Consider the following 16,650-nt stretch of genomic DNA (forward strand, 5'->3'; position numbering starts at 1 on the left):
ATCACCATTCCAAATACGGTATCATTTTGTGGGAATTACTTACAAGTTTAAATCATAAGCATATCACCCAGCTGCTATCAGGAAGGAGAACAGATATTCGTGAGAACTTCATCCACCCCCTCCCGATCCCGTATTACGGTAAAAGTGACCCTTACAGGACTTATCCTTCTTGCCGCAATCGGCCTGTGCCTTTGGACAGGGTTCGGTTTATTTTTAGCCAAAAGCGGGTACCTTTATCAAAAAGGAATCGTCCGGGCCTTAAATGCAACCTATCAATCTGAATTTGTTATCGTGTCTAAAGAAGGATTAAATGAGGACGGGTATCAGGTGTTTAAGGCATCGCCGGCGAATGACCGCAGCTTGGTATTTACGGTAAGCCGCACCAACGGCCATGTGGATGGCGGTCTTCCGCTTAGGAGACAGCTCAGCAACAATTATGAGGAAACCGCTCAAAAGAAGTATTATCCTCTTCTGGTTAAGAAATATTTTGGCATTGAGCTGCAGGATATTCCTATGTCTATTTATCGGGGAACCCGTTCGTCCCGGGAGATATCTGATGAAAATTACGTAGCGGTGAACCGGGCGAATCTGGACGAGATCGCCTCCAAAGCCAAAGCATTCTTCAGTGAAGCAGAAAGCCACCGTCTAAAACAACTTTTTCTCCGCTTTGAAGATGACTTGGGCGTTTCCTCCGAAGATGCAGGCATAGCTATTCAGCGGCTTGAATTGCCGGGCTTTGATTTTAAAGTAGGAGAGCACTGGAAAAAAGGATTCCGGCTTTTGAGTGAAGAGGAGCTTAAACAGAAAATCGTAAGTCAGGCTGGACGGGGGATTGCCGATCGGGTGGCCTATACTTTTGATACAGAATATCCGGACTTCAGCGGGAATTTCGCAATAAAGTTTACAGGGAATGATCTGAACAGCTTTGAAGCCTATGTGTCCGCCCACACAATAACAGCAGAGAAAAGGGAAGATGCTCTTGCTGAAATTTATGAGGCCTACACCAGGGTGATTATGTTTATCCCTAAGCTGCCTCTTAACATGACCGCTCTTCACCTGAAGTACGAAACCAACACAGAGACAGAGTCAGTAACCCTCAAGAAAGAAGAGATAAGTAAAGTCAGCAGCCTGGCTGCCCTGAAAGAGCTGTTCAAGCATTCCCAACAAACCGTAAACCCTCGCTAAACCGAGGCTAAATTATATGCAGACCCCAAAAAGACCGGGAAATTCCCGGCCTTTTTTTCGTTAATGAACAGACACGAACGTGTTGAATTTCAGATACTGGTAATGGAAGCGCATATGCGAGAATTCAAATGGCGTCCCGTTATCCAGGAAGAAGATCCCTTCCATGACTCCAACAGGCTCATTCTCCTTCAAGTGGAGCAATTCCTGATCACTAGGCAGCGAAGGCTCGGCAAAAATAGATAAAAAGGATTTGGTAACCGCCAGATTGCGCGACTCCTCCAGATAATGAAAGATCGATCCTTCGATAATCGCCATATCGAGATCCTGTACGATTTTAATCGGAATATATCCGGTCTCAATCATAAAGGGTTCCTCATCAAACAGGCGCAGGCGGACAATTTTATATACGAAATCATGAGGCTGCAAGAATAAATCACGCTGAAGCTCTTCCGTAGGCCGGATAACCTCGAAGTTCAGTACTTTGATCTCCGGCTTCTTGCCATGCATTTGAAAGTTGTCGGAGACCCCCAGATTAGAGCCCTCGTAATTAAAAATCGAATCGTTTTTTATGTACAGCGGATTAATAAAGGTTCCCGATCCGCGTTTCTTGAAAATAATGCCGTAGCTCTCCATCTTGGTCAGCGCACGCTTAATGGTACTGCGGCTAACCTGATACGTTTCACTGAGACTACGCTCATCCGGCAATCTCATATCAGCAAACCGTCCCGCAAAAATCTTCATTTTGAGGTCATCAATAATTTGCTTATAGACAAATTGTGTCATGTAGTACTCCTTCGTCGGGTCGAGCCTAAACTTCAATATTAAATATATCATATTAGGATGAATGATAGCGCTCAAATTTCAAACCTGAAACCCCGCCTGTCAAACCGCGTACATAGAACTGGAAATAAATATATTACCAGGGGGAAATACAAAATGAAGAGAAAATTTGTTATCGGACTTATTATTGCTTTTATGGCACTAACGGGCTGTAGCTCAAATAAAAACACGGCAGAGCCATCGGCGACTACAGCAGCTGCTCCGGCAGAAACACAGGCATCCTCAATTCCTACCGAGGCGCCAACACCTGCACCAAAAAAATTGTCTGATACAGAAGCTGTGGCGCTTGACTACGTTAACATTTTCTTAAACGGATCGGATAGTGAAGCAAAAAAAACCTTCATTACAGACAACGTCTATCCGGATGCCCAGCCGCTGTTTCAAATGATTCAATCCGTAGAAACACCTGATGACCAGAAACTTAAGAATCCCCAGGTTCTCGAGTCTACACATTATTCTGATGAAGGCGGTATGAAAGTTGAGGCCGTGTTAATCCAAGGCCAAAAAGCCTCTAACCTCAAAAGCGAATTGATCGTTCTTATCAGTGACCTGAAAATTATCTGGGCAACAGATTCATCAGACCAGGAAACATTCGGCGAAGCAAGAAAGGTCTTCAAAGAGCCCCTCCCGGAAGCTTCGTTATCAACCGTACCTGCTCCAAGTGAAATGTTAAGAGAGATCCGGAATTTCGTCATTTCCGATGTGTGGAACGAGGGATTTGTTGATATCCATTCCTATATGATTAGCGGGACCGGCAGTACAGGACAGAGTCTGGATATCAATTTCACCGTTGAGCAGCTGGCCAAGACTATGAATAAGAAAAAGGAATACGACAGCTATATCACCGGTCTTGATTCCAAGTATGATTCTCTTAAACAGGTCTGGATGAAGCTTTCCTCCGAAACTGATCGTCTATACAGCCTGGTTCAACAGAATCCGCCCAAAGCCAACGATACCACCGCGAATTTTGATACCGGAATCTTCAATCAGTATTTGGAGGCCTTTGAGAAGGAAGTAGACGCCGCAATCAAATAATTGCTAATTAAAAATGCAGTTCATCTCCTTGGGGGAAAGGACTGCATTTATCTATAGATGCTTATTGATCAATGCTCCCCATAATCATATCCATGAGATTACCCGGTTCTAATATAACAAACACCCATAAAAATATTATATTGTTTGCTTTTTACACTAAAAATTAGGGTTTCTTAGTAGGCCGGAACTGTCTTATAATGAGATTGGGCGGGAAATTCCAACCGTTTGTGAACGCGTGTTTACACTCCTGCCTGTCATCCACTTTGTAGGAGGAATGGTTATGCAATACGGTCATTTTGACGAAAAGAACAAAGAGTACCTCATCACGAAGCCTAATACACCTGCCCCTTGGGCCAACTATCTTGGCTCGCCGGAATACGGCGCGATTATCTCAGGAAATGCCGGCGGCTACAGCTTCGTGAAGTCTGGGGCCAATGGACGGCATCTCCGCTACCACTTCAACTCTAAGGACGAGCCGGGACGCTACATTTATGTAAGAGACCTGGAGAACGGGGATTATTGGTCCGGCTCCTGGCAGCCAGTGGGTAAAGATCTGGAACAATACCAATCGGTATGCCATCATGGAACCGGATACACGAACATCGTCTCGGATTACGATAACATCCATACGGAATCGTTATACTATGTGCCGCTGAACAAAACCTACGAGGTATGGCGGATGAAGGTGCGTAATGACGGCACCAAACCCCGGAAGCTGGCTCTCTTCGGTTTTGCCGAACTGACCAACAATAACAACTACGAGCAGGATACCGTCAACCTGCAGTACACCCTGTTTATCTCACGGACTTACTATAAGAATAATATGATCCTTCAGGTCATCAACGAAAATATCCCCGAAGAGCAGAGCTGGAGATTCTTCGGCGCAGCCGGCGCGGAAGTTACCGGTTACGACGGCGACCGGGATACCTTCCTGGGCGATTACCGCAGCTACGGGAACCCGGCTTCCGTTGCGAACGGCGAATGTTCCAATTCACTTAACTACAATACCAATGCCTGCGGCGCCCTGCAGATCAATGTGGAGCTGCAGCCGGGAGAAGAGAAAGAAGTCGCCTTCCTGCTGGGACAGTATGATGAGCAGGGTGCGTCTGAGATTCTGAGTCACTACAAAGATTTGTCTGTTGTAGAGAAGGAGCTCGAAGAACTGAAGGCGTTCTGGCACAGCAAGCTTAACCGCTTCCAGGTTCACACCCCGAGCGACAATCTGAACAATATGATCAACACCTGGAATGCTTACCAGTGCTTCATTACCTTCATCTGGTCGCGTGCTGCCTCCTTCCAGTACTCGGGCCTGCGTAACGGGCTCGGCTACCGGGATACTGTGCAGGATATTCAAGGCATTATCCATCTGGATCATGAGATGGCCCTCGAGCGCCTACGACTGATGATTTCGGCCCAGGTCTCCAATGGCGGCGGACTGCCACTCGTCAAATTTGATCATAATCCAGGCCATGAAGGCACACCGGACGACCCGGAATACGTGCGGGAAACCGGACATCCCCATTATCGTGCGGATGACGCCCTGTGGCTGTTCCCGACGGTTATCAAATACTTAAATGAAAGCGGTAACTGGGGCTTTACGGATGAAGTAGTTCCTTATTCGGATAAAGGCGAGGATACCGTATATGGACATCTGCGCCAGGCCCTGCAGTTCAGCCTGGACCGCATGGGTGCACACGGGATGCCGGTTGGGCTGCATGCCGACTGGAACGACTGTCTGCGGCTTGGAGCTAAAGGGGAGTCTTTGTTCGTTGCCTTCCAGCTCTACATGGGCTTCAAAGTATTCATGGAAATTGCCCAGAATAAAAACAAGCCGGAAGATGTAGAGTGGGCACAGGCGCTGCTCGAAGAGCTGGACGGTAATATCCAAAAGCATGCCTGGGAGAATGACCAGTTCGTCCGCGGGTTCACCGAGGACAACTATACCATCGGCTCCTGGGAGAACGATGAGGGCAAAATCTGGCTGAATCCGCAAAGCTGGGCGGTACTCAGCGGCGCTGCCCGTCCGGAACAGGCCAAGCTCTCTATGGATAAAGTGTACGAGAATCTGCGGACCGATTACGGCTCCATGATTTTCTATCCGCCGTTCCGTAAATACGGTCTGCCTGTAGCGCTAATGGCCCTCTTCAACGCCTCCACCAAGGAGAACGGCGGGATCTTCAGCCAGCCGCAGGGTTGGCTGATTCTGGCCGAGACGATGATCGGCAACGGCGACCGCGCGTTCGAGTATTTCCTGAACTGCAGTCCGGCCAGCATGAACGATCAAGCCGAGGTCCGCAAGCTGGAGCCATACGTACATGGCCAGTTTGTTGAATCCAAGGACAGCCCGTACCAAGGCCGGGCACATGTCCACTGGCTCACCGGCACCGCCTCGACCGTTATGGTCTCTCTGGTAGAGGGCATTATGGGGGTTCAGCCGCAGAAGGATGGCCTCCGCCTGAATCCGTGCGTACCTTCCGACTGGACAGAATTCTCTATGGTACGGGAATTCCGCGGCAAGAAGCTGAATATCCAGGTTGAGAACAAGAACGGCGTGCAAAAAGGAGTATCGCATATCGTCATTAACGGCGAAGAAATTCAAGGCGACCTGATTCCTGTTACCCAATTGGCAGCAGAGAACGATGTGCTGGTTGTTATGGGATAACGTTTGTTATGGAATAACGTTTAGGGATAGACAAGGAGAGCGGACCGGTTACGGACGCTCTCTTTCTTTTTGCGGTATAGCAGACATTTCCTCTGTGGCCCCCGCAGACTCCGGTCTACTTCAATATCTTATTCAACTCCGCAGCTTGTTTCTTACTGTTCAATCTGGCATAGAAGTAGAACGCAATTGTATGCAGGACAACGGATAACAGCAGCATTGCAGGCAGCCATGGTCTGATATGGTTGAACATATCTACAGAGAACAGCCACACCATCCCCATTCCGCCTGCTATACTGAGGGTCGAAGAAATAAGAATGTTCCACAGCGGCCGTAGCGTGAAATGATTCCACAGCACATTGTACATAACTCCGAAGATCCCCGCAGCAATAACAGCGATACCCGCAAGCCGCCAGAGATACAGCATATCCAGCGCTTGCTCCCGGAAGAAGACCGTAAGCAGCAGCGTGATCCATAACGAAGTTAAGGTGAACACCTGAAAAAACGACTGTTTTAATTGATTAGCCATGATAACTCCTCCTGAAATTATTCATATAGTAACGGCTGACATAATAATATGAACCATCTGTCAAATTCACTTTTATCCGGGCATTATCTGTGGCTGAGAATTCTTTAATGTAGCTGGTGTTAATGATGGTCTGATTATTGATTTTCATGAACCGGGGTGAATCCAGCACTTCCAATGCGAATTTCAACCGTGTATTCAGCAGAAACATTTCACCGGTAATGACACGTACACTGCACATCCGGCCTTCCGGCTCTATAACTGCAATAGTGTTGGTCACAATCGAAACATTCCGGTCATTCTTGGCGTTGATTACCACGATCCGTCTCTCCGCCGCCTGAATGGCTGCTTCGATATTTCCCCATTGCCCCTGTTCAGCCGGGTGGGTGACTATTTTCGCAATTCCTTGCCCCATACCTGATTCCGCTTCAAAAATAATATCCAAGCTGCACTGCCTCCTCTCAGATTTCATATTAGTATCAAAAAGGAGCAATGACCACCATTCTACGTTTTCTTGCATATATTCGTCGGTTTGTTTCAGGAGAGATATTCCCCCTGCTCCCCAGACACAAATAAGACCGCCGGGATCTTCCCGGCAGTCTGTGTAACCTCCCGCTACAACCGCGGATCGATCTCCTTCTCCTTCGTTACCTCAAACAAGAGGTTGGCCGCAATCTGCTTGTAGACCTCGTTCTCAGCCGAAATCTCATCCAGCTTCACTTCCAGCAGTTGTCTGCCCAGCCGGTGCTCGGCTAAGGACGTGCGCAGCTTGGGAACGATATTCTTCTGCTTCATCAGCTTGGCATATTTATGCGGGAACTTGTAGTCATACCCGTAGATGATCGACAGGTAGCCGGGATTACGGACCTTCAGGTAAGGGACTACCCCTTGCTGCTCCTGCTCAGGCTTAATCACAATACCCTCCATACCCTTTTCCACCGTTACTTTTGCAAAATACTCCTCTGCCTTACTGTAGGCATCCGGCTCATTCAAGTCGAGCACCAGAATTTCGTCGTCATTTAGGAAACGGTATTGTTCCGAAGTCAGGCCGTCAGGTATCCGTTCATCTCCACTTTCCAGCACTTCCTTCAGGATGGCAAAAGGTTTATACTCCAGCTCCGCATCACCCGCATACAGCTCCAGCTGCTGCTGGTATACCCGGTAAGCTTCGTCCCGCTGGTCCAGGTCCACGTAGGAATCTCGTATGTCACGGGTATGCTTATACGTCTGGTACACATGAGCTCCATAGCTGCTATTAAGCGCCTCTTTGGTCAGATGATGCTGATCCTGCTCAAAGCCGCTCGCCTCATAATCCTGAATCAGCTTACCCAGCGACTCTTCGAACCCGTGTTGTCTTAAGAATTCCAGCTCTGTCTCCAGCGCCTTGCCGATCGGCTTGAACTGGCGTTCAATCAGCCCGTCGCCAAGCGCCTTCCACGGCAGCAGCTCCCCATCCAGCAGAAGCACACGAATGCCTTGCTCAGCCATATACGGTCCGAATTTCTGCAGCAGACCTTCGTAGATTGGAGCCAAGTCAACCGCCTTGACCTTATAGCCGTTACGGCTGACTGCATAACACTGCTCTATATCCCGGTAGAGGTACACACTACAGCGTGATCCCATGTACTTGGGCTGCAGGACAACTTCAGAAGCGCGCCGGTCAGCGAAATAATCCAGACCCTTACGCAGCGACTCCAGCTCACCGGCAGCCACATCCTTGTCCGCAGGTGACATCGTCCCGGAGATAAAGTTCACCCGGTTCCTCGAGGAATATTGCAGTCTGCGCACAGCTTCGTAATCCAGCTCCTGCAGCGATACGGGCTGCTCTTCATGGAACAACGTCGGCAGCTCTTCCTGCAGAACAATCTGATGGGATTTATGGCTTTTGTAGAAAGGCTTGAACGACATGCGGACAGACGTCAGCCCATTTCCCTGTACGGCTCCTGTGTCGAGGTGGAGCTTGTTCTTGATTCGGAACGTCTGCTTGGCGGCAATGTGACCAAAGAGATGGAACGGGTGATTACTCACCGCCTCCTGCTTCAGGAATTCAAGCTGCTGCTCATACGCAGCCTCACGGTCCAGCCGGAAGTTACGCTGATGGCGCAGCGAATTCGTATCCAGCTTCCCGATGTACTTATTGCGGCAAGGCGCGTGCGTAACATAGAAGGAAGGACCCTGCATGCCGATATAGCGGTAAAAGGGCTTGGAATCCTCCACCAGTACCGAGAATTTACGGAAGAGCTCAGCGTCCTCTTTTAAAGCCTGGGTCGAATCGAAATACGTTCTTAGCAGCTCCGGATCGGTCCCTTGAATCTCACCCCGCAGGTATTTATAGACAAAGTTCTCATGGTTGCCCATCACCAATAGGAAAAGCTCACGATTCCCGTACAGGAACTCTATCGTCTCCCGGGTCTGCTTGCCCTTATCTATCCAGTCCCCTACAAGAATAATCTTTGTGTTACCCAGCTTATCTGTAGCGCTTAACTTACCTTCTTCTAGCTTATATCCATAGCTGCGCAGCAGCCCCTGAAGCTCTTGAACACACTCATGGACATCGCCGGCCACAATATACTCTTGATCCTGCGGAAGTACCGAGGCTGCGTAAGTCTCCCAATCCTCAATATTCACCCGGTAATCCGGGTTTGGCAGCCCTTGACCTTCAGCCTCCCCTTCCACGAGGAAATCTTTGGCGCGTACCTTATGGATCTTGTTGTAGCCTTCGCGGGACAATACGGGCAGCACTTCTTTTCTCAGCCGGTTCAGATGACCTGAGATCAGCTTCTTCGACCGCTCCGAGGCATAATAATCCTCCCGCTTGCGGTAATCGAACAGTATAACCTCGAGATTGTAATTGTTCTCCTGGGCAATGGCGCGGACTTTACTGCGGTAATCTTCAGCCAGTCCTATCGTATCCATAATCACAAACTCCGCATTAATCGGCCAGGAGGTCACCAGCTTCAGCCGCTCAAACAGCAATTGAAACGTATGCGAGCTCGCCTCCAGCATCACCTGATCATATTTGTCGTAATCGTAACCTAAGATGTCCTGCCGGATGCTATCCGAGGACAGGTACTGCACATTCGTGCGCAGCCCTGTGGAGTTATCCGCAAGCTTCAGCTGCGGGATCAGGACTTCCTTGGCAAATGTCGTTTTTCCGCATTCCGTTGCCCCCACCAGCATGAATACCGTGTGTACCCTGGTTTGAATGTCCACTGTCTATTCCTCCTTTCTGCGCACAATCGCGCTTTGCGTCGTCCGGATCTCATCTACCCGGTCTCCGACCATCCCGTACTCCGCCTCAACGGCCAGGCCTTGAATTGTATCTGTAAACCAATCACGGAACGCATCAATACCCATTTCCCACTTATGATCCTCATGACGGAATCCCTCCAGCTCATAATAGCGGTTGAAGTCGGCATTCGGCGTGGTCACAATCAGCTGTCCGAAATCCACACTTCCGATAATTTGCCGGATCAGCGCAGCCGCTTCATCCTCGCTCATATGCTCTACCACTTCGGTCAGAATCACATCGACCTGCTCCCCGTTATACGACTCCAGAAAATGATCCAGCGAGCCGAAGGTAGCGATGTTATCGATTTGCTTGGCCTTTGCCTTCCGGTTCACAACCTCCAGCAGCTCTGCATTGATATCCACGGCGTAGTAGGTACTCTCGATCTTCCCGGCAAACGGAATGGCATAGAAGCCCTCCCCGCAACCGATATCCAGAACCGGCTTATTGAATGGAAGCACACCTGAGATAAACGTCCGCCGCTGCATCGCCGTACCGCCATACTCCAGCCCGATGGAAGCCTGCTCCGTTTGCTCAATAGAGGCTTTGTAGCGCTTGAACAGCTCCCGGGTAGTAAGGAAGCTCCGTGCAAACAGACTGCGGATATAAAAAGGGGCATCAATCACATTCAGGCTGCGGATATATTTATCCAGAATGCGGTCCGAAATATCGATATACTCATCCCAAAATATGGATAAGAACAGGGACAGCACCTGAGTCACATGCAGGAGGTGATACAGGCTTTTATGCGTGGTAATGGTCAGTGAATAGCTCTTATGCGCCTGATGCTGCAGGGAGAAGGTATAATCCTTCAGATGCTTGTTGAAAAATTCAATATAGTGCAGCCGCTCCACCTGAACCATATGGATATAAAAGGTATGCTCGTAGCCTTCAATGTCCCGCTCGTCCTGCGCCTTAACAGGCGTGGAGAAGAACTCATTAACCGCATTCAGCGGAAACAGCGGGGTGTTATACCGGGAGACATTGAGATACTCAAAGCTGTCACTGTCGTTCTGCTTATAGGAGAGTTCATTATCTGCATCCTTGAAAAAAACGTTATAGGTCATATCATCCGAATACCAGCCATAGGCTATTCCTTTGCGGACCGGGCGAAGCTGCATGCCGCTCTGCGGATTCTTTTTGATCAAAAAGGTGAACTTCGGATTTGTAGATTTCAGTTGTACAATAGCCACTACGATCTTCCTCCTGTCAGTCGTTCTGTCTCAGTCACTTTCCCCATACTTCCTGCAGCGCCTCCCGGAATAGGGCATCCAGCTGCTGGTCCCGGTTATCCTCTTTGATACTCAAGGCCGCCGCTGCCACCTTCTCCAGCACTTGAAGCTGCTCTTCCAAATAATCGTTAATGGCGCTTAACCGCGGCTCAACATCCAGTTCTTCACCGGATTTCTTCCGTGCCAGCAATTGCTGCACTACCTGCCACAGCTCTCCATCCTGCGGAATCAGCCGGTCTACCAGCACATCGAACTCCATCGGCGGCATCTCTTCATAACGGTTAATCCATTCACAGGCCAGAACCGGGCGCAGCACATAAAAGTATTTCTTGATCTTGACCTGCCCGCCCTGCAAGTAATCGCGGTAATTGCCTTTAGCCATATTCAAGTAATGGTACATACAGGATTTCGGTGAAAAGGTATACGGCGATATCCCTCTAAGCTGTCCGGCTACACTGAATTTCTCTGCATACTGAATCGGCGATTGCAGCCACTCCAGCAGCGGCGGATTGGACTTACGGAATAAATTAAGCGCCTTACGTAAATCCCAGCCGTTGATATCCAGCATATTGTTAATCGGACGCTCTATGACATCCCGTTTATCGTAGATAGATAAATACCATTCCGGCTTATGCAGGTATATGAACCGCACATCATAATCACTATCCTGCGAGGGGAAACCCCACGCCCGGCTGCCTGATTCACAGGCATACAATATGGCAACCTGCTCCTCCTGTTCAATCTGTTCCAGCTGGCCGCGGATAAGTTTGTTTATAGGGGTCATTGTTATCACTCCAGTTCAACTCGGCTTCATGAACCTATCTTCCCTCATTTTCCCATTCACGAACAGGGCGGAAGTATGGCGGCAGGCAAAAAACCTTCCATTTTATTCAACTCTGGTGCTTAATATAAGTAGGTACTATCACTTCTAATGGATGCGCTACAGGCTGGAGGAATACAAATGGCCAAGGAAAGTTTCGATAAAGAAATTCAGTTTCTTCGCATGCTGTCTTTAGCCGGGGGAGCCTACAGCAGACAACAATCCGCCGACCGGCTCGGCATTTCCGTACATACCTACGACAAAACGCTGCGCAACCTGAAGGAAATGGTTACTGTCCTGCAGCAGGATCTGCCTGCTGAACAGGGAACCGAGCTCTCCGAGTGGCTCCGTTACAACTACTATGAATCTGCCGATCCGCTGCTGCTCTTCCTGTTCCGGGCCAAGTCGCTTAAGGAAACGGAGAGCATCCGGCTTACTCTACTCTTAACAGCACTCCAGACCCAGGAGCGGACTGCCAAGGATCTGCAGGATCTGTGCAGTGAGCAAATGCCCGCCGATTCGCCGCTGCCTGATGAGAAAACCATCCGGGGCGATCTGAAATATCTGGAGGAAGTCGGCGTCATTCTCCGTGTCAATGAGCGGCGTCCTTACCGGTACAAGGCTGCCAACGACCTGATTGACCAGCTAACAGATGACCAGCTTTTGGACCTCTATGACTACGTGGATGTCATCGCCAATACGCAGATTCCGTCTGTACAAGGCTACCTGCTGCGCGACACCCTGAAGAAGGTTCTGCGGAAGCGGGGCTTTAACCCCGAAGCTACAGAGACCCATAGATATAAATACAATTACCATTCACGTATTCTTGATGAGGCTCATCTCTACACGATATTCGGTGCTATTCAGCAGCGCCGGAGAATCCAGTTTCTCTATCTGTCCCCGAAAAAAGGAATGAACTACACCTCCCAGAACACGAACCCTCTCTTTGAGCGGGAGTCTGCGGGTATTACAGATAGTATCCTTCCGCTACGCGTCGTCTACGACCATCAGTATGGGCGGTGGTATTTAATCGGACATCATGCCCGGATGGGGATCAAGAAATTCCGGATGGAAGGCCTTACGCAGATTGAAGAGGGCGAACCCGTGGAAGAAGACGAATATACGGAGAAGCTTAAAGCTCTGGAAGCGCAGATGAAGAACAGCTGGGTTACAGATACCAACCGTGCGGTTAAGGTAGCTGTCAGATTCTATAACCCCAGCGGGTCCGGCGCTAATTTCATCCGGGAGCGGGTTGAGGCGCAGGGACAATGGGGCGTGATTACAGAGGAGTCCGATTCAACGTTCCTGTACGAGATCGAAGTGAACGAAATTTATGAAATCAAGCCCTGGTTACGGAGCTTCGGTTCGAGCTGTGAGATCTTAGAACCCCGCTGGCTTCGTAAGCAATTTATTGCAGAATGGAAGGAGCTCCGGAGCTACTATGAATCCATTTGAGAAAATATTCAATTTCCAGATCATCTCACGCCTTGATGAAGCGGGGTCGCTTGCGCTGACCTCTCAGGAACGTTCCTGGCTGAAAACGATGTTAATACACCCTGCTTCAGAGGCGGCTTTTACACCGGAAACCTTAAATAAATTAAACTCTCTACTGGAGGCTGAAGCATCCATAGAAGTGCGGGAGATTATTATGGAGAAGGCCCGCAGTAAAGAGCGCCAGGTCTATCATCCATTGCTTCGCACGCTCCGCCGCATGATTATGCAGAATCAAGGCATCCTGATTGCATATCAGATTAAGCATGGAGGCGATCGAACGGACCAGGCCGGATTCCCGCACAAGCTGGAATACAACATGTATAAGCGGGAGTGGTATCTGCAATGGTACAGCACCCGGCAGCGTTCGCTCATGTCCACCAAACTGAGAAATATTGTTTCGGTCGAAGTATTCCCTATTCCTGCCAAACGGATTGATGACCTGAAGGCACGGATAGCGCGCTTATTAGACGGCCTGAAGGAATCCGCCTGCATTCAAGTCATTCCCACCTTTAATGCGGAGCTGTCACGTATCCTGTCCGCCTTTTCCTGTTTTGATAAGTCCGTGTCTTTTGATGAAGCCTCCGGCATCTACCGGATCCATGTCAACTACATGAGAGACGACAGCGAGTTCCTGTTATCCCGAATCCGGTTCCTTGGGTTACGTGTGAAAATTACCCAGGGCGAGCAGCTTAAGCGTCGTATGCTGAAAACGGCTGATATGGCGATTGAGCGGTATGGGGAGGATGTGAAGTGAATGTTGACTAGTCACGCATTGCTAAGCATCTACAAGGACTTCGATCATCATCGCCGTCCCGGCCTTAAACCCGGACACAAATGCAGCTGTCATCTCCAGCCCCTGTACTTGCGAATACAGTTCTAATAAAGACTCCAGCTCCTCAAACTCGCCTGCGGACAGCTTCTGCTTCCAAGTCTCTAGAGATTCGGTAATTTGCCTGTTGAGCGGTCGGTAATTGGAATCCTTAGAGATAATATCCTCGTTAGGGAATAGACTGCCATAATATAGTGATTCGAGTATGTTTGGCATAAGAGCCTCCTTTATCGGCTACATAATTATATTCGATAAAATCAGCGTAGCATTTGCAGAGTGTACGTGGTACGCTTAGGCGTAATATCACAAAAATAAACAAGGATCAATCTTCGTGATTCTTAGGATAAATTTAAAAAGACACCTCTAAGGGTGTCTTTTATTTATGATTTTAAAACTATCTACTCCACCTTCATATAATACAAATTCGCAGTACTATCCTTCGTAATCGTATGCGCACCCGCTGCAATAGAGACTGTAGCAATACCATTCGTGATCGGATAGCTGGTTCCATCCACTTTGACCTTGGTTCCTTCCGAGTTGAATACTAATGTTAAAGTCGAGGCTTTGGCAGCTGTGAACCCAATGCTGGTTGCGCTCTCGATTTTCAAACATTGGGTTAAGGTCAGGCCGCCATATACTACAGTTCCTTTGCTCGTGGAGAGATTCCCCGAAATAAAGAAGAAGCTGCTCGTTGTTCCGGATGTAGTGAAGTTATGAACAATTGCCCCAGTAGTGGGCGTTGGCGTTGGTGTTGCAGTCGGCACCGGAGTTGCCGTTGGCGCAGGTGTTACTGTTGGCAACGGAGTTGCCGTTGGTGCAGGCGTTGCCGTTGGTGCTGGTGTTGCTGTTGGTGCAGGTGTTGCTGTTGGAGTTGGAGTCGGTCCTACCGGACTGGAATTACCTCCTACTGATACAAGACCCGTAATATAATTTCTGATTGCGGACATCAGTGCGGCATTCAGCGCATACGATGCGTCATCCACAGCGTCATTGAAAGCCCATGTGAAGTCTCCACCGCCCTGGCGTCCGGCTTCTGCCGTAACGACCTGTTCCACAGTGCTTACGCTATCAACATCTGAGGCACTAACTCCCGTATCAACGCTCGTATCGAAGTTGTTATACGCTGTCCCACCCACTAGAGCTTTGTATGAGCTTGGGACGGTCTCATTTCTCGAAGAAGCTAAGTAGGCATCAAACGAGGTAGCATTCGCCGGAGCCGTTCCGGTACTGGAGTTGGCATAGATCAGACTTGCCGCACCAGTAATACTGTTGTTGTAGGCTTTAATTACACCCCCGTTTTCGCCGGAGAACGTTCCTTCTTCCCCTATAGCATCCGTACCTTGCAAGGAACTAAGCATTGGATCTTTAGTATTTCTGAACACATTCGATTCTACAAAAGCCGAGGCTCCGGTTGTAACGCCGACACCATATTTGGAGACTCCATCATAGAAGTTATTATAGACATGAACAGAAGCCACTCTAATCCGCGGATGACGGGAATCCGAATGATCGAACCAGTTATGGTGGAAGGTAACAAAGAACTCAGCAGATTCACTAAGTCCAACCAAAGCGGCTTTTCCGGAATCAAAATAGTGGTTGTACGAGATAGTGATATACGTTGAGCCTTTCTTGAGGTCCGTAGAACCGTCACCCTTAGCCTGGTCCGCGTCACCTCCTGCAGAGCCGTAGAAAATATCGTTATTATGCACCCATACATTCGCATTGCCTGTATCCATGGAGATACCGTCGTCAGGGAATAACATCACGCCCAGATTTCTGACTTCGACATTCCCGGTATATCTAAGCAGCATTCCCCAGCCGTAGGCATACGCATCTTTCCCGATACCCTCGATGGTAATATTCATTTCCGTATAATTGTTTTTACCTTTGACTTCAAGATAACCGCTGCTGTTGAGCTGTCCGCTTAGGTCAGCCGCTGTAACTTTTCCGATAATCCGGATGGCCAGCGGTGTTGTGTCGTAGCCTTTTTGTCTCAGTGTCAGAATTCCGCCAAGACCAACCCCGGTCTGTACGGTACCCGAGCTGCTGGTCTTCACACCGAGCGTTACGGTTTGCGCATTCTGGGAGGTGATATACAGCACCTGTGCCCCGCTTTTGAGCGTCCCATTATCATTATAAGCACCTGAGCCTGTACCAAATTGCGAATTGGCTGAAAAAGCAAATCCGGACCGGTCATACGGCGCTACCGCCAGCGTTCCTGAGACGGCATTTGCCGTCACTGCGCCTGACGATACAGCCTCAACCTTCATTACATAACTTCCGGCTGCAAGCCCTACCGCATCAGCTCTCCAATAGGAAGAATACTTGCGGATCAACTCGTTATTAATCTGCTGATACTGGGAGTCCGCTGCGCCCGCTGCTTTAACATATACATTATATCCCGATGCATTGCTTACTGGTGACCACTCCACATAAGCAGCTTCATTTCCGCCTCCACTGCCCGTTATCGTAAGACCCGCAGCGTGTGCTACCGTAGTTCCCCATCCGCCGGCGATCAGAGATAGTGCAAGAGAAAATAACAAAACTATACTGGTTACCTTTGCAACTGTCCTTTTCATTTCATTGCCTCCTAATTATAATTTGTTGCAGATCCTTCTGTAACCGCTTGCAATAATCTGTGATGCTCCTCTTGCACCTCCTCTTGTACCGGCTAATCCGAACCATTGAAGCAGGATGAGATGAACCCTCTCGGACAACCCGAGCATATCAAATGTGAAAAG

13 protein-coding genes are annotated in these 16,650 nt (G+C 49.1%); 5 read left to right on the top strand and 8 right to left on the bottom strand.

Annotation, left to right across the window (positions count from 1 at the left end; all coding sequences use genetic code 11):
* Positions 1-99: 99 nt before the first annotated feature.
* Positions 100-1,185: a hypothetical protein gene (locus NYE33_RS03095; protein ID WP_076243443.1), complete on the top strand. Its 1,086-nt coding sequence runs from the start codon at positions 100-102 to the stop codon at positions 1,183-1,185.
* A 60-nt stretch (positions 1,186-1,245) separates the two neighbouring features.
* Here the strand turns inward: NYE33_RS03095 and NYE33_RS03100 are convergent, their stop codons facing one another.
* Positions 1,246-1,968, bottom strand: a complete 723-nt coding sequence (locus tag NYE33_RS03100; protein WP_341064741.1) for a GntR family transcriptional regulator — start codon at positions 1,966-1,968, stop codon at positions 1,246-1,248.
* Between the two features lie 153 nt (positions 1,969-2,121).
* Between NYE33_RS03100 and NYE33_RS03105 the strand changes: the two genes are divergently transcribed.
* Together NYE33_RS03105 and NYE33_RS03110 are read left to right on the top strand one after the other, a co-directional pair.
* Complete coding sequence (locus tag NYE33_RS03105) at positions 2,122-3,060, top strand: hypothetical protein (protein WP_341064745.1); 939 nt, start codon at positions 2,122-2,124, stop codon at positions 3,058-3,060.
* Positions 3,061-3,340: 280 nt separating this feature from the next.
* Positions 3,341-5,722, top strand: a complete 2,382-nt coding sequence (locus NYE33_RS03110) for a GH36-type glycosyl hydrolase domain-containing protein (RefSeq protein WP_341064747.1) — start codon at positions 3,341-3,343, stop codon at positions 5,720-5,722.
* Positions 5,723-5,837: 115 nt separating this feature from the next.
* Here NYE33_RS03110 and NYE33_RS03115 read toward each other — a convergent pair whose 3' ends face one another.
* The 5 genes from NYE33_RS03115 to NYE33_RS03135 form a co-directional block, all read right to left on the bottom strand.
* Positions 5,838-6,248 (bottom strand): hypothetical protein, encoded by a 411-nt coding sequence (locus NYE33_RS03115; protein WP_336102183.1) that lies wholly within the window; start codon positions 6,246-6,248, stop codon positions 5,838-5,840.
* On the bottom strand, positions 6,241-6,690 hold the full coding sequence (locus NYE33_RS03120; protein WP_076243439.1) for a LytTR family DNA-binding domain-containing protein: 450 nt from the start codon (positions 6,688-6,690) through the stop codon (positions 6,241-6,243). The genes NYE33_RS03115 and NYE33_RS03120 overlap by 8 nt, the downstream gene beginning before the upstream one ends.
* Positions 6,691-6,860: 170 nt before the next feature.
* Entirely contained in the window at positions 6,861-9,458 is a 2,598-nt protein-coding gene (locus NYE33_RS03125) for a metallophosphoesterase (protein ID WP_341064750.1), read from the bottom strand.
* Positions 9,459-9,461: 3 nt separating this feature from the next.
* Positions 9,462-10,727, bottom strand: coding sequence for a class I SAM-dependent methyltransferase (locus NYE33_RS03130; RefSeq protein ID WP_341064753.1), 1,266 nt, complete (start codon positions 10,725-10,727; stop codon positions 9,462-9,464).
* Positions 10,728-10,761: 34 nt separating this feature from the next.
* Entirely contained in the window at positions 10,762-11,550 is a 789-nt protein-coding gene (locus NYE33_RS03135; RefSeq protein WP_039296876.1) for a nucleotidyltransferase domain-containing protein, read from the bottom strand.
* Positions 11,551-11,727: 177 nt separating this feature from the next.
* Here NYE33_RS03135 and NYE33_RS03140 point away from each other — a divergent pair, with 177 nt between their 5' ends.
* A complete protein-coding gene (locus tag NYE33_RS03140; RefSeq protein WP_341064755.1) occupies positions 11,728-13,041 on the top strand; it encodes a helix-turn-helix transcriptional regulator in 1,314 nt (437 codons plus the stop codon).
* Entirely contained in the window at positions 13,028-13,834 is an 807-nt protein-coding gene (locus NYE33_RS03145) for a WYL domain-containing protein (protein ID WP_341064757.1), read from the top strand. The genes NYE33_RS03140 and NYE33_RS03145 overlap by 14 nt, the downstream gene beginning before the upstream one ends.
* Before the next feature lie 21 nt (positions 13,835-13,855).
* Here NYE33_RS03145 and NYE33_RS03150 read toward each other — a convergent pair whose 3' ends face one another.
* A complete protein-coding gene (locus NYE33_RS03150; RefSeq protein WP_341064759.1) occupies positions 13,856-14,125 on the bottom strand; it encodes a DUF6809 family protein in 270 nt (89 codons plus the stop codon).
* 182 nt (positions 14,126-14,307) lie between these two features.
* Positions 14,308-16,488 carry a pectate lyase family protein gene (locus NYE33_RS03155; RefSeq protein WP_341064761.1) on the bottom strand — a complete coding sequence of 727 codons (2,181 nt, stop codon included), beginning with the start codon at positions 16,486-16,488 and terminating at the stop codon, positions 14,308-14,310.
* Positions 16,489-16,650 lie beyond the last annotated feature (162 nt).

This window comes from Paenibacillus sp. FSL R10-2199 (assembly GCF_038000235.1).
Lineage (GTDB): Bacteria > Bacillota > Bacilli > Paenibacillales > Paenibacillaceae > Paenibacillus_AQ > Paenibacillus_AQ phytohabitans.